At 73.4% G+C, this 14,609-nt stretch carries 12 protein-coding genes; all 12 read left to right on the top strand.

The genetic code is table 11. From position 1 onward, the window contains the following. The first annotated feature begins 49 nt into the window (after positions 1–49). Positions 50–499, top strand: coding sequence for a phosphoribosyl-AMP cyclohydrolase (hisI, locus tag A0J59_RS12915; protein ID WP_053370750.1), 450 nt, complete (start codon positions 50–52; stop codon positions 497–499). Next, positions 496–2,073: an anthranilate synthase component I gene (locus A0J59_RS12910; protein WP_047232847.1), complete on the top strand. Its 1,578-nt coding sequence runs from the start codon at positions 496–498 to the stop codon at positions 2,071–2,073. The genes hisI and A0J59_RS12910 overlap by 4 nt, the downstream gene beginning before the upstream one ends. Continuing rightward, complete coding sequence (locus tag A0J59_RS12905) at positions 2,070–2,723, top strand: Trp biosynthesis-associated membrane protein (protein WP_064316368.1); 654 nt, start codon at positions 2,070–2,072, stop codon at positions 2,721–2,723. Before A0J59_RS12910 ends, A0J59_RS12905 begins: the two co-directional genes overlap by 4 nt. Positions 2,724–2,809: 86 nt before the next feature. Then, the gene (locus A0J59_RS12900; protein ID WP_330932819.1) at positions 2,810–3,082 is read left to right on the top strand and encodes an HGxxPAAW family protein; all 273 of its coding nucleotides are present in this window, start codon (positions 2,810–2,812) and stop codon (positions 3,080–3,082) included. Next, positions 3,079–3,624 (top strand): DUF4190 domain-containing protein, encoded by a 546-nt coding sequence (locus A0J59_RS12895; RefSeq protein WP_082919009.1) that lies wholly within the window; start codon positions 3,079–3,081, stop codon positions 3,622–3,624. Before A0J59_RS12900 ends, A0J59_RS12895 begins: the two co-directional genes overlap by 4 nt. Positions 3,625–3,635: 11 nt before the next feature. Continuing rightward, complete coding sequence (locus A0J59_RS12890; protein WP_064316367.1) at positions 3,636–4,067, top strand: DUF2752 domain-containing protein; 432 nt, start codon at positions 3,636–3,638, stop codon at positions 4,065–4,067. 175 nt (positions 4,068–4,242) lie between these two features. Then, positions 4,243–5,055, top strand: coding sequence for an indole-3-glycerol phosphate synthase TrpC (gene trpC, locus A0J59_RS12885; protein ID WP_047232843.1), 813 nt, complete (start codon positions 4,243–4,245; stop codon positions 5,053–5,055). A gap of 127 nt (positions 5,056–5,182) precedes the next feature. Continuing rightward, the gene (gene trpB / locus A0J59_RS12880) at positions 5,183–6,451 is read left to right on the top strand and encodes a tryptophan synthase subunit beta (protein WP_064316366.1); all 1,269 of its coding nucleotides are present in this window, start codon (positions 5,183–5,185) and stop codon (positions 6,449–6,451) included. Continuing rightward, on the top strand, positions 6,448–7,365 hold the full coding sequence (gene trpA, locus A0J59_RS12875) for a tryptophan synthase subunit alpha (protein WP_064316365.1): 918 nt from the start codon (positions 6,448–6,450) through the stop codon (positions 7,363–7,365). The genes trpB and trpA overlap by 4 nt, the downstream gene beginning before the upstream one ends. After that, positions 7,362–8,375 (top strand): prolipoprotein diacylglyceryl transferase, encoded by a 1,014-nt coding sequence (gene lgt, locus A0J59_RS12870; RefSeq protein ID WP_064316364.1) that lies wholly within the window; start codon positions 7,362–7,364, stop codon positions 8,373–8,375. Before trpA ends, lgt begins: the two co-directional genes overlap by 4 nt. A 138-nt stretch (positions 8,376–8,513) precedes the next feature. Further along, positions 8,514–13,097, top strand: coding sequence for a glutamate synthase large subunit (gene gltB / locus A0J59_RS12865; RefSeq protein ID WP_053370754.1), 4,584 nt, complete (start codon positions 8,514–8,516; stop codon positions 13,095–13,097). Beyond that, entirely contained in the window at positions 13,090–14,556 is a 1,467-nt protein-coding gene (locus tag A0J59_RS12860) for a glutamate synthase subunit beta (RefSeq protein WP_047232840.1), read from the top strand. The genes gltB and A0J59_RS12860 overlap by 8 nt, the downstream gene beginning before the upstream one ends. Positions 14,557–14,609 lie beyond the last annotated feature (53 nt).

Below are 14,609 nucleotides of genomic sequence, written 5' to 3'. Positions count from 1 at the left end.
GGGCGAGACGGGGGACCGAGGTCGCCCCGTCGTCTGGCAGGATTCTCGGGTGCCCGACTCCACGACCGGACCCACGACCATCTCCGCGCTCGACCCCCGGCTCGCCGCGCGCCTCAAGCGTGACGACGCGGGCCTGGTCGCCGCGATCGTCCAGCAGCACGACACGGGTGACGTGCTCATGCTCGGCTGGATGGACGACGAGGCGCTGCACCGGACGCTGACGACCGGTCGCGTGACGTTCTGGAGCCGCTCCCGCCAGGAGTACTGGCGCAAGGGCGACACCTCGGGCCACGTGCAGGTCGTGCGCTCGGTGGCGCTCGACTGCGACGGGGACGCGCTGCTCGTGCGCGTCCACCAGGTGGGGGCCGCGTGCCACACCGGCACCCGCACGTGCTTCGAGGCCGGGGGAGACCTGGGCGCCGTCGTCGGTGACCTGCCTCCCGGCACCGTCGACCCCTCGACCACGCCCGACCCTGATCCTGAGGAGGAGAACCAGTGAGCGCGACCGTCGACCCGGCCGAGACCACCACCGTCCCCGCGGGCGGTCCCGCGTGGGGCGCGACGTGGCCCGTGCTCGACGGCTTCCGCGCGCTGGCCACGTCCCGACGGGTGGTCCCGGTGGTTCGGCGCGTGCTCGCCGACGACGTCACGCCCGTCGGGCTGTACCGCACCCTGGCGCAGGGACGGCCGGGGACGTTCGTCCTGGAGTCCGCCGAGTCGGACGGCCGCTGGGCGCGGTACTCGTTCGTCGGCGTCGCGTCCCGCGCGACGCTCACGGCGCGCGACGGCCGTGCGGTCTGGTCCGGCGACGTGCCGGCAGGGGTCCCGCTCGAGGGGGACGTCGTGGAGGTGCTCGAGGCGACGCTCGACGTGCTCCGCACGCCCGCGGTCGAGGGCCTGCCGCCGCTCACGGGCGGCCTGGCGGGTGCGATCGGCTGGGACGTGATCCGGCACTGGGAGCCGACCCTGCCGTCGGACGCGCCCGACGAGCTGGGCGTGCCCGAGCTCACGCTGTGCCTCGCGACGGACCTCGCGGTCGTCGACCACGCGGAGGGCAGCGTGTGGCTCGTCGCCAACGCGATCAACTTCGACGACACGGACGAGCGCGTCGACGAGGCCTACGCGGACGCCGTCGCGCGCCTGGACGCGATGCAGGCGCGTCTGGTGGCCGGCGGTGCGCACGTCGCGTCGGTCGTCGCGTCGGACGCCGCCGAACCCGCGCTCGAGTTCCGCTCGACGCGCGACGAGTTCGAGGCGTCGGTCGTCGCGGGCAAGGACGCGATCCGCGAGGGCGAGGTGTTCCAGGTGGTGCTGTCCCAGCGCCTGGACCTCGACTGCCCGGCGGACCCGCTCGACGTCTACCGCGCGCTGCGGACGATCAACCCGAGCCCGTACATGTACTACTTCCAGCTCACGGACGCGGACGGGCGGGACTTCGCGGTCGTCGGGTCCAGCCCGGAGACCCTCGTGAAGGTCGAGGACGGCCGCGTCACGACGTTCCCGATCGCCGGATCCCGGCCTCGCGGCGCGACCCCGGAGGAGGACGTGGCGCTCGGGGAGGAGCTCCTCCAGGACCCCAAGGAGCTCGCCGAGCACATCATGCTCGTGGACCTGTCGCGCAACGACCTCGTCAAGGTGTGCGAGCCGACGTCGGTCGAGGTCGTCGAGTTCATGGCGACCAAGCGGTTCAGCCACATCATGCACCTGTGCTCGACGGTCGTCGGGACGCTGCGCGACGGCGCGACCGCGCTCGACGCGTTCCGGGCGACGTTCCCGGCCGGCACGCTCTCGGGCGCGCCCAAGCCCCGGGCGATCGCCCTCATCGACGAGCTCGAGCCTGCGTCGCGCGGGATCTACGGTGGGACGGCGGGGTACTTCGACTTCGACGGGAACATGGACATGGCCATCGCGATCCGGACGGCGCTGATCCGCGACGGTCGGGCGAGCGTCCAGGCCGGCGGCGGGATCGTCGCCGACTCGGTGCCGGCGCTGGAGTACGCCGAGTCGCGCAACAAGGCGGCCGCCGCGGTCCGGGCCGTCCAGGTCGCCGCGCGGCTGCGAGGGCTGGCATGAGCCGGCCGGCCGGGCCGAGCCGGCGCACCGCGATCTGGGTCCTGCTCCTGCTCGGGGGTGCGACCCTCGCGACGGCCGTGCCGACCTGGCTGAGCACGACCGGCGCGACGGCGCTCGACCCGGAGGTCGAGGTGACCGTCGCCGGGACGTCGGCCGCGCCCGGGGTGAGCGCGTCCGCGCTCGTGCTCGTCGCCGCCGCGCTCGCCCTCGGGCTGGTCGGCCGGGTCGGCCGCTGGGTCGTGCTCGCCGTCGCCGCCGCGAGCGGCGTCGTCGCGACCGTCTCCGCGCTCGGCGTCGCGCTCGACCCGGAGCCGAGCGCGCGCTCGGCCGTCGCGGACGCGACGGGGGTCACGGAGCTCACGGCCCCGGTCGACCTGACCGTCGCGCCCTGGCTCGCCGCCGCGCTCGGCGTCCTCACGGTGCTCGCGGTGGTCTGGGTCGCCGTCGGCTCGCGGTCGTGGGCGGGCGCCTCGACCCGGCACGAGCGCGCGTCCGGCGCGACGACGCCCGCCGCCCCGGCAGCGGGGACGGCGGTGCCCGAGGAGCGGCCGGACCGGTCCCGGGCCACGGAGCCCGCCGCCCCCGACGACCTCACCGACCACGACGCGTGGGACGCGCTGTCCCGCGGCGAGGACCCCACGGATCGCTGAGCAGCACGGACACCCGCTCGCGTCGCCGCCAGCCGCGGCCCTGCGGGGACGGACACCGGCCCGGTCCGATAGGCTCTGACCACATCTTGACGAAAGGCACGACCCTCATGGCCGAGAACCAGCAGACCACCGAGATCGCCTACCTGCCGCCCGCGGCACCGCCCACGAACCACGGCCACACCGTCGCCGCGTGGTTCACGATGATCGGCATCATGGTCGGGTCCCTCGTGGCCGCGATCGGGGTGGTCATCGCCGCCGTCTGGCTGTTCTGGGTCGGCATGGGCGTCGTGGCCGTCGCGCTGATCGGCGGGCTCGTGCTGCGCAACGCGGGCTACGGCCAGAAGCAGGCCACGCGGTGACGCAGCCGCCGGGACCCGGCCCGTACGACCCCGCAGGCCCGCAGGACGGGTCGCAGGCGCCGTACGGCTCGTCGGCGCCCGGCGGCTCCCCGCAGCATCCCGGGGGTCACCCGGAGGGTGCCCCGTACGCGGCGCAGCCGCAGTACCCCGGTCAGCAGTACCCCGGTCAGCAGTACCCCGGTCAGCAGTACCCCGGTCAGCAGTACCCCGGTCAGCAGTACCCCGGTCAGCAGTACCCGGCCGGCGCCTACGGGGCGCCGCCGTACTACCCCAAGAACAGCCTGGCGATCTGGTCGCTCGTGCTGGGGATCGCCGCGTTCGTGCTGAGCTGCGGGTTCTTCACGGGCATCCCGGCGGTGATCGTCGGCAACGCCGCGAAGCGCGCGGTCGCCGAGGGGCAGGCGGACAACGACGGCATGGCGACGGCGGGGATCATCCTCGGCTGGGTCGCGATCGGGCTGTCGGTCGTCGGAGTCCTCCTCCTGCTCCTCTTCTTCCCGGCCTTCCTCGCCTGGGTCGGCACGATCCCGGACCAGTACTGACGGGTGCGCACGTGACGTCCGAGGCCGTGCGACGTCGACGGTTCCCGCGCGCGGCGCAGGCCCCGCTCGCGGTGGGCGCCCTGGTCGCCGCGGCGACGGCCTACGTCGGCCTCGTCGACCCGAACCGCCCCGGGCACTACGTCACGTGCCCCCTCCTGGCGCTCACCGGCCTCGCGTGCCCGGGGTGCGGAGGCCTGCGGGCCACGCACGACCTCGTGCACCTCGACCTCGCCTCCGCCTGGTCGATGAACCCCTTGTGGGTCCTCGTCGCGCCGCTGCTCGTGGCGCTGTGGGCCACGTGGCTCGTCCGGGCGTGGCGCGGGCGCCCGGCTCCCCGCCTTCCGGCCTGGCTCGCGTGGGTCTCGCTGGGTGTCCTCGTGCTCTTCGGCGTCCTGCGGAACGTGCCCGCCCTCGTCCCGTGGCTCGGCCCGGTGGCGGTCTGAGACGGTCGGGCAGCCCCGCGGCGGTCGTCTCGGGGGCTGGGCCGTGGTCATCGTCACTCGGGGTCGGCTCTACGATGGCAGGTACCTCCCTGTCAACGGGTCGGCCGAACCTGTGGGTGCACGACGGCCGACCGGCCCGGCCGGGGGGCGGGACGACACGGGGAGTGGTGGGACGATGACGGTTCTGGACGACATCGTCGCGGGCGTGCGCGAGGACCTCGCGGTGCGTCAGGCGGCGACCTCGCTCGACGAGCTGAAGGAACGTGCCGCCCGTGTCCCCGGGGCGCTCGAGGTCGTGAGCCGCCTCAAGGCGGACGACGCCGTCGCGGTCATCGCCGAGGTGAAGCGCTCGAGCCCCAGCAAGGGTGCGCTCGCGGCGATCTCCGACCCGGCCGAGCTCGCGGGGGAGTACGAGAAGGGCGGCGCGGCCGCGATCTCCGTGCTCACCGAGCAGCGCCGCTTCAACGGGAGCCTCGCCGACCTCGACGCGGTGCGCGCCCGGGTCGACGTCCCCGTGCTCCGCAAGGACTTCGTCGTGACGCCGTACCAGGTGTGGGAGGCGCGGGCGCACGGCGCCGACATCGTCCTCCTCATCGTCGCCGCGCTCGAGCAGACGGTCCTCACGTCGCTCGTCGAGCGCGTCCACTCGCTCGGCATGACCGCCCTCGTCGAGGTACACACGCTGGACGAGGTCTCACGGGCGCTCGACGCCGGTGCGCGCGTCGTGGGCGTGAACTCGCGCGACCTCAAGACCCTCGACGTGGACCGCACGACGTTCGCGCGCCTCGCCCCCGCCATCCCGGACGAGGTCGTCCGCGTCGCCGAGTCCGGTGTGCGCGGGCCGCACGACGTCATGGACTACGCCCGTTCCGGTGCGCACGCGGTGCTCGTCGGCGAGGCGCTCGTGACCGACGACGCCCCGCGCTCGTCCGTCGCGGACCTCGTCGCGGCCGGGTCGCACCCGTCGCTGTGGTCCGTGCGGCCCTGAGGCACGACGGCACCGTCCGTCACGCCGCAGGCGCCGCGCCCCGGCCCAGCACACCCCACCACGCAGGAGGACCGGCCCCGTGCCCGACTCGACACCTTCGACCACCTCCCGGAGCGCCGAGCACTCCGTGCGCGCCGACCTGACGCGCTCCCTCGCGACCCAGGAGGGTCCCTACTTCGGCGAGTTCGGCGGACGCTTCGTCCCCGAGGCGCTCATCGCCGCGCTGGACGAGCTGGAGACCGAGTACCGCAAGGCGCTCGACGACCCGGCGTTCGTGAACGAGCTCGCGCGGCTCCAGCGCGAGTACACCGGGCGTCCGAGCCCGCTCACGGAGGTGCCGCGCTTCGCGCAGCACGCGGGCGGCTCGCGCGTCTTCCTCAAGCGCGAGGACCTCAACCACACCGGCTCGCACAAGATCAACAACGTGCTCGGCCAGGCGCTGCTGGTCAAGCGCATGGGCAAGACGCGCGTGATCGCCGAGACCGGGGCGGGCCAGCACGGCGTCGCGACGGCGACGGCCGCGGCCCTGCTCGACCTCGAGTGCGTCGTGTACATGGGCGAGGAGGACACGCAGCGTCAGGCGCTCAACGTGGCCCGCATGCGCCTGCTCGGCGCGGAGGTCGTCCCCGTGACGATCGGGCAGCGCACGCTCAAGGACGCGATCAACGAGGCGCTGCGCGACTGGGTCGCGAACGTCGACACGACCCATTACCTCCTGGGCACGGTGACGGGCCCGCACCCGTTCCCCGAGATGGTGCGCGAGTTCCACCGCGTCATCGGCGAGGAGGCGCGCACGCAGATCCTCGACCGCATCGGTCGCCTGCCGGACGCGCTCGCGGCGTGCGTCGGCGGCGGGTCCAACGCGCTCGGCCTGTTCAACGCGTTCCTCGACGACGACGCCGTCGAGCTCTACGGGTTCGAGGCCGGGGGCGAGGGCGTCGAGACCGGCCGGCACGCGGCCCGCTTCAGCGGCGGCGCCCCGGGCGTCCTGCACGGTGCCCGCTCGTACCTGCTCCAGGACGACGACGGCCAGACCCTGCCCAGCCACTCCGTCTCGGCGGGGCTGGACTACCCGAGCGTCGGCCCGGCGCACTCGTGGCTGCACGACCTCGGTCGCGCGACCTACGAGCCCGTGACCGACACCGAGGCGATGGACGCGTTCCGGCTGCTGTGCCGCACGGAGGGCATCATCCCCGCGATCGAGTCGGCGCACGCGCTCGCGGGCGCGCTGCGGGTAGGTCGCCGGGCCGCCGAGGCCGGCCGTACGGACCACGTGATCCTGGTGAACCTCTCGGGGCGCGGGGACAAGGACGTCGCGACCGCCGCCCGGTGGTTCGACCTGGTGGACGACGACGCGATCGCCGAGACGGCGACGGGCACGGAGGGACAGCTGTGAGCGCGGCGCAGACCAAGGACGCCCCCGGGGCGCCGACCGCGGGGACGACCTCGGTCACGGCGCGTCGGCTGCTCGAGCTCCGCGCGGAGGGTCGTGCCGGGCTCGTGGGCTATCTGCCGGTCGGGTTCCCGACCGTGGACCGTTCCATCGAGGCGGCGCTCGCGCTCGTCGAGTCGGGCGTGGACGTGCTCGAGCTCGGCGTCCCGTACACCGACCCGGTGATGGACGGCCCGGTCATCCAGGCCGCCGCCCAGACCGCGCTCGACGCCGGCGTGCGCGTCGCGGACGTGTTCCGCGTCGTGGCGGCCGTCACGGAGCGCACGGGCGGGCGGGTGCCCGTGCTCGTCATGACCTACTGGAACCCGGTCCTGCGCTACGGCGTCGACGCGTTCGCGCGCGACCTCGCCGCCGCCGGGGGCGCCGGCCTCATCACGCCGGACCTCATCCCCGACGAGGGTCGCGCCTGGTTGGACGCCTCGGAGGCGCACGGCCTGGACCGCGTGTTCCTCGTCGCGCCGAGCTCGACCGCGGAGCGGCTGCGGCTCACCGCGCGCGCGTCGCGCGGGTTCGTCTACGCCGCCTCCACGATGGGCGTCACGGGAGTGCGGGCGGCCGTCGGACCGCAGGCGGCACGCCTCGTCGCCGACACGCGCGCGGCCGGGGCCGACCTCGTGTGCGTCGGGCTCGGCGTGTCGACGGGCGACCAGGCCGCCGAGGTCGGGCGGTACGCCGACGGCGTCATCGTCGGCTCCGCGTTCGTCCGCCCCCTGCTGGCCGACGCGCCGTGGGACGAGCGGATCGCCGCCCTCAAGACCGTCGCGGCGGGTCTCGCCGCGGGCGTGCGCTCGGGTCGGGAAGGGGCCGGTGACGACGTCCCGGCCGCCACGACGACGTCCGGCGAGGTGGTCGCATGAGCGCCGCGCTCGCCGTCGGGCAGCTCGTGGAGGCCGCGGGCGCCCTGCCCGCCGCGATCCCGAGCCCCCCGCAGCACACGTGGTACGTCGGGCCGTTCCCGATCCGGGCTTATGCGCTCGCGATCCTCGCGGGCATCGCCGTGGCTCTGTGGCTCACCCGGCGCCGCTGGGTGGAGCGCGGGGGAGAGGCGGACGACGTCCTGGAGATCGCCTTCTGGGCGGTCCCGTTCGGGATCGTCGGCGGACGTCTGTACCACGTGTTCTCGACGCCGGACCCGTACTGGGGCCCGAACGGCGACCCCGTCCGCGCGCTCTACGTGTGGGAGGGCGGCCTCGGCATCTGGGGCGCGGTCGCGCTCGGCGCGGTCGGCGCGTACATCGGGTGCCGCCGCCAGCGCGTGAGCTTCCCCGCGTTCGCCGACGCCCTCGCGCCCGGGCTGCTGCTCGCGCAGGCCGTCGGCCGCCTCGGCAACTGGTTCAACCAGGAGCTCTTCGGCGCGCCCACGACCCTGCCCTGGGGGCTTCGCGTCGACGACTCCGTGGCCGCCTCGGCGGGCTATCCGCCGGGCACCTTGTTCCACCCGACGTTCCTCTACGAGATGGTCTGGAACATCGGTGCTGCCCTGCTCCTGATCTACCTGGACCGTCGGTTCCGGCTGGGTCATGGTCGGGTATTCTGGCTCTACGTCTTCGTCTACACGCTCGGTCGGGTGTGGATCGAGATGCTGCGCATCGACGAGGCCGAGCTCGTCCTCGGCCTCCGGCTGAACGTCTGGACCTCGATCCTGGTCGGCGTCGGTGCGTTGATTGCGTTTATCGTTGTCGGGCGTCGCCACCCCGGGCGCGAGGAGACGGTGTCCCTCGACGCTCCGGACGAGGCGTCCACCACGGGGTCCGAGGAGCCGGTCGAGGAGTCGACCGACGACGAGGACACCTCGACGACCGAGGACTCCGACGACTCGGAGGAGTCCGAGCAGGCAGATGCCGCGCGACCAGACCCCGGTCGCTGAGCATCCGTCATTCATAGGCGAATCCGCCGGGCGACCGCCCGGTGGGTTCTGTCATGTCCATAGGGCCGACGACGTCCCGAATCCCCCAGCTGGAACCAGCCCGGCCGTCTCGGTCGGGCGCCTGTGAGGACGGTGTTGATGACCACGCCGCAGTATCGGGACGCGCACCGGGCACCTGCCCTGTCCGCCCCTCCCACGGCATCCGGTCTGTACGACCCCGCCGCCGAGCACGACGCGTGCGGCGTCGCCTTCGTGGCGACGCTCCGCGGCACGCCCGGACGCGACATCGTTGACGCGGGCCTGACGGCCCTGCTCAACCTCGACCACCGCGGCGCCGTCGGCGCCGAGGAGAACAGCGGCGACGGCGCCGGGATCCTCACGCAGATCCCCGACGCGTTCGTGCGCGACGTGGTCGACGCGGAGCTCCCGCCCGCCGGGCACTACGCCATCGGCATGGCCTTCCTCCCGCAGGACGCCGGCGCGGCCGCGGAGGCGGCCCGCGGTGTCGAGGCGATCGCGGCCGAGGAGAAGCTCGAGGTCCTCGCGTGGCGCGACGTGCCCGTGACCGCCGACCTCGTCGGACCGAGCGCCCGCGCGTCCATGCCGCTGTTCCGCCAGGTCGTCGTCGCGGACCCCGCGCGCGAGCTGTCCGGCGTCGAGCTCGACCGCCGCACCTACCGCCTGCGCAAGCGCGCGGAGAACGAGCTCGGCCTGTTCTTCGCCTCGCTCTCGGCGCGCACCCTCACGTACAAGGGCATGCTCACGACGGCGCAGCTCGAGCCGTTCTTCCCGGACCTGTCCGACCCGCGGTACGCGAGCGAGATCGCGCTCGTGCACTCGCGGTTCTCGACGAACACGTTCCCGTCGTGGCCGCTCGCGCAGCCGTTCCGGATGATCGCGCACAACGGCGAGATCAACACGGTGCGCGGCAACCGCAACTGGATGGCGGCGCGCGAGGGCACCCTCGCGAGCGACGCCGTCGGCGACCTCGCGCCGCTCCTGCCGGTGTGCTCGGAGGGGTCGAGCGACTCGGCGAGCTTCGACGAGGTGCTCGAGCTCCTGCACCTGTCGGGCCGCTCGCTGCCGCACGCCGTGCTCATGATGATCCCGGAGGCGTGGGAGAACCACGCCGACATGGACCCGGACCTGCGCGCGTTCTACGAGTACCACTCGACGCTCATGGAGCCGTGGGACGGGCCGGCGTGCCTGAACTTCACCGACGGGACGCTGATCGGCGCGGTCCTGGACCGCAACGGCCTGCGCCCGGGACGCTACTGGGTGACCGAGGACGGCCTCGTCGTGCTCGCGAGCGAGGCGGGCGTGCTCGACCTCGACCCGGCGACGATCGTCCGCAAGGGCCGCCTCGAGCCGGGGCGCATGTTCCTCGTCGACACCGGCCAGGGCCGGATCATCGAGGACGAGGAGATCAAGTCCCAGCTCGCCGCGCAGCGCCCGTACGCGCAGTGGGTCGCGGAGAACGCGGTCTACCTCGACCAGCTCCCCGAGCGCGAGCACGTCGCGCACAGCCCCGCGTCCGTCGAGCGCCGCCAGCGCGCGTTCGGCTACACGCAGGAGGAGCTCAAGGTCATCCTCACCCCGATGGCCAACACGGGGGCGGAGCCGCTGGGCGCGATGGGCACGGACACGCCCATCGCCGTCCTCGCGAAGCGACCGCGCCTGCTCTTCGACTACTTCACGCAGATGTTCGCGCAGGTGACGAACCCGCCGCTCGACGCGATCCGCGAGGAGCTCGTCACGTCCATCGGCGGCGCGATCGGCCCGGAGCCGAACCTCCTCGTCGACACGCCCGAGCACGCGCGCAAGCTCATGCTGCCGTTCCCCGTGCTCGACAACGACCAGCTCGCGAAGATCATCCGCGTCGACAAGGACCCGAAGCTCGCCGGCATCTTCCGCGCGGTGACGATCAAGGGCCTGTACCGCGTCGCGGGCGGTGGCGAGTCCCTGCTCGCCCGCCTCGAGGAGATCTTCGCCGAGGTCGACGAGCACGTCGCCGCGGGCGCGAGCTTCATCGTGCTGTCGGACCGCGACTCGGACGCCGAGCACGCCCCGATCCCGTCTCTGCTCCTGTCGAGCGCGGTGCACCACCACCTGCTGCGCCGGCACACGCGCACCCAGGTGTCGCTCGTCGTCGAGGCCGGCGACGTGCGCGAGGTGCACCACGTCGCGCTGCTCATCGGCTACGGCGCCGCCGCGGTCAACCCGTACCTCGCCATGGAGACGGTCGAGGACCTCGCGCGCCGCGGCTACCTCACGGTCGACCCGGCGAAGGCCGTCGCGAACCTCATCAAGGGGCTCGGCAAGGGCGTCCTCAAGGTCATGAGCAAGATGGGCATCTCGACCATCTCCTCCTACCGCGGCGCCCAGGTCTTCGAGGCGGTGGGCCTGTCCCACGACCTCGTGCAGGCGTTCTTCACGGGCACGACGTCGCGCCTCAGCGGCATCGGGCTCGACGTCGTCGCGGCCGAGGTCGCGGCGCGGCACGTCGACGCGTACCCCAAGTCCGGCAACCACCGCCCGCACGTGCGCCTCACGACGGGCGGCGAGTACCAGTGGCGCCGGGACAGCGAGGAGCACCTGTTCGACCCGGAGACGGTCTTCCGCCTCCAGCACGCCACGCGCGAGCGCCGGTTCGACATCTTCCGCCAGTACACGCACCGCGTCGACGAGCAGTCCTCGCGGCTCATGACCCTGCGCGGCCTCCTCGCGCTGCGCGAGGGCGAGCGCCCCGCGGTCCCGCTCGACGAGGTCGAGCCCGTGAGCGAGATCGTCAAGCGCTTCAACACGGGCGCCATGTCCTACGGGTCGATCTCCGCGGAGGCGCACGAGACCCTTGCGATCGCGATGAACCGCCTCGGCGGCCGGTCGAACACGGGCGAGGGCGGCGAGGACCCGGAGCGCCTGTACGACCCGGAGCGCCGCTCCAAGGTCAAGCAGATCGCGTCGGGGCGCTTCGGCGTCACGAGCGAGTACCTGACGAACGCGGACGACATCCAGATCAAGCTCGCCCAGGGCGCCAAGCCCGGCGAGGGCGGTCAGCTCCCGGGCCACAAGGTGTACCCGTGGGTGGCCAAGACCCGGCACTCGACGCCGGGCGTCGGGCTCATCTCGCCGCCGCCGCACCACGACATCTACTCGATCGAGGACCTCGCGCAGCTCATCCACGACGCGAAGAACGCGAACCCGGCGGCGCGCATCCACGTCAAGCTCGTCTCCGAGTTCGGCGTCGGGACGGTCGCGACGGGCGTGTCCAAGGCGCACGCGGACGTCGTCCTCATCTCGGGTCACGACGGCGGCACGGGCGCGAGCCCGCTGACGTCGCTCAAGCACGCGGGCACGCCCTGGGAGATCGGCCTCGCCGAGACCCAGCAGACCCTCGTGCTCAACAACCTGCGCGACCGCATCGTCGTCCAGGTCGACGGCCAGATGAAGACCGGCCGCGACGTCGTCGTGGCCGCGCTGCTCGGCGCCGAGGAGTTCGGCTTCGCGACCGCCCCCATGGTCGTCTCGGGCTGCGTCATGATGCGCGTGTGCCACCTGGACACGTGCCCGGTCGGTGTCGCGACGCAGAACCCCGAGCTGCGTGCCCGGTTCACGGGCAAGCCGGAGTTCGTCGTGAACTTCTTCGAGTTCATCGCCGAGGAGGTCCGCGAGTACCTGGCGCGGCTCGGCTTCCGGACCGTCGAGGAGGCCATCGGCCGCGTCGAGCTCCTCGACACGCGCAAGGCGGTCGACCACTGGAAGGCCCAGGGCCTCGACCTCGGGCCCGTGCTCGAGCGGCCCGTGCCGGTCGAAGGCGCGTCGCTGCGCAACACCACGACGCAGGACCACGGCCTCGAGAAGGCGCTCGACAACCAGCTCGTCGCCCTCGCGGAGGACGCGCTGGAGCGGCGCGAGCCGGTCCGCATCTCCCTGCCGGTGCGCAACGTCAACCGCACCGTGGGCACGATGCTCGGGCACGAGGTGACCAAGCGGTTCCGCGGCGAGGGCCTGCCCGACGACACGATCGACGTGACCCTCACCGGGTCCGCCGGCCAGTCGCTGGGCGCGTTCCTCCCGCGCGGCGTCACGCTGCGCCTGTTCGGCGACGCGAACGACTACGTCGGCAAGGGCCTGTCGGGCGGACGGATCGTCGTGCGCCCGGACCGCAACGCGGTCCTCACCGGGTCGAGCAACGTCGTGGCGGGCAACGTCATCGGCTACGGCGCGACGTCGGGCGAGATCTTCCTGCGCGGTCGTGTCGGGGAGCGCTTCGGCGTCCGCAACTCGGGTGCGACGCTCGTCGTCGAGGGCGTGGGCGACCACGGCTGCGAGTACATGACGGGCGGCACGGTGCTCGTGCTCGGCCCGACCGGGCGCAACTTCGGCGCCGGCATGTCGGGCGGCACCGCGTACGTGCTCGACCTGCGGGAGGGCGCCGTGAACACGAGCGCGCTCGCGACGGGGGAGCTCGGCCTGAGCCCGCTCGAGGACGCCGAGGTGGCGCTCGTCGAGCAGCTCGTGCGTCGTCACCACGAGGAGACCGGGTCGCCGCTCGCGGCCGAGCTCCTCGAGGACTTCCCCGCGGCCGTCCAGCGCTTCACGCGCGTGCTGCCGACCGACTTCGCCCGCATGCGCTCGGCGCTCGAGAAGGCCGAGTCGGCCGGGCTCGACCCCGCGGCTCCGGGCGTGTGGGACCAGATCTTGGAGGTGGCCCGTGGCTGACCCCCGCGGATTCCTGAAGGTGCGGGAGCGTGAGCTCCCGCCCAACCGCCCGGTGGCCGTGCGCCTGCGGGACTGGAAGGACGTGCACGCGCACCTCGAGGAGGGCCAGGTCTTCCTCAAGGAGCAGGCGGGACGCTGCATGGACTGCGGCATCCCCTTCTGCCACCAGGGGTGCCCGCTCGGCAACCTCATCCCGGAGTGGAACGACCTCGTCTACCGCGACCAGTGGGCCGACGCGATCGACCGCCTGCACGAGACGAACAACTTCCCGGAGTTCACCGGTCGCGTGTGCCCGGCGCCGTGCGAGTCGAGCTGCGTGCTCGGCATCAACCAGCCGGCCGTCACGATCAAGAACGTCGAGGTCTCGATCATCGACGAGGCGTTCGCGCGCGGCTACGTCACGCCGCAGGTGCCGCAGCGCCTCACGGGCTCGACCGTCGCCGTCGTGGGCTCGGGCCCTGCCGGCCTCGCGGCCGCGCAGCAGCTCACGCGCGCCGGCCACACGGTCGCCGTGTACGAGCGGGACGACGCGATCGGCGGGCTGCTGCGCTACGGCATCCCCGACTTCAAGCTCGAGAAGCTCCACATCGACCGCCGCGTGGCGCAGATGGAGGCCGAGGGCACGCGCTTCCGCCCGGGCGTCGAGATCGGCGTGGACATCACCTGGGACGACCTGCGCGCGCGGTACGACGCCGTCGTGGTCGCCACGGGCGCGACCGTCCCGCGCGACCTGTCGATCCCCGGCCGCGAGCTCGACGGCATCCACTTCGCCATGGACTTCCTGCACCAGGCGAACGCCGTCGTGGCCGGCCGCGAGGTCGCCGACCAGATCACGGCCACGGGCAAGCACGTCATCGTGATCGGTGGCGGCGACACCGGGTCGGACTGCCTCGGCACCTCGCTGCGCCAGGGCGCGGCGAGCGTGACGACGCTCGCGATCGGCAAGCAGCCGCCGCTCGAGCGGTCGGCGACCCAGCCGTGGCCGACGGACCCCATCCTCTTCGAGGTGTCCTCGTCCCACGAGGAGGGCGGCGAGCGCGAGTTCCTCGCGTCGACCGTCGAGTTCCTGGGCGACGAGGACGGAGCCGTGCGCGCGCTGCGCGTCGCGGAGACCGAGTACCTGCCCGACGGCCGTCGCGTGCCCAAGGCGGGCACCGAGCGCGAGATCCCCGCGGACCTCGTGCTCGTCGCGATGGGCTTCACCGGGCCGGAGACGGCGACCCTCACGACCCAGGCCGGCACGGACCTCACGAGCCGCGGCCTCGTGGCGCGCGGCGACGACTTCGCGTCGTCGCTGCCGGGGGTCTTCGTGGCCGGCGACGCGGGTCGTGGGCAGTCGCTGATCGTGTGGGCGATCGCCGAGGGTCGGGCGGCGGCGGCTTCCGTCGACGCCTACCTTCAGGGAGGGACCGAGCTGCCCGCGCCCGTGCGCGCGAACACCGTGTCCTTGCGCGCTTGACGTGCACCCCGACGTCGGGTGTCCGGCGCCGGGACGATGAGCGGGGCATCCTA

It is taken from the genome of Cellulosimicrobium sp. I38E, assembly GCF_001647255.1.
Classification (GTDB): Bacteria; Actinomycetota; Actinomycetes; order Actinomycetales; family Cellulomonadaceae; genus Cellulosimicrobium; species Cellulosimicrobium cellulans_E.
The sequence above is the reverse complement of the archived record's forward strand: the minus strand, read 5'-3'. Positions and strand labels throughout refer to the sequence as shown.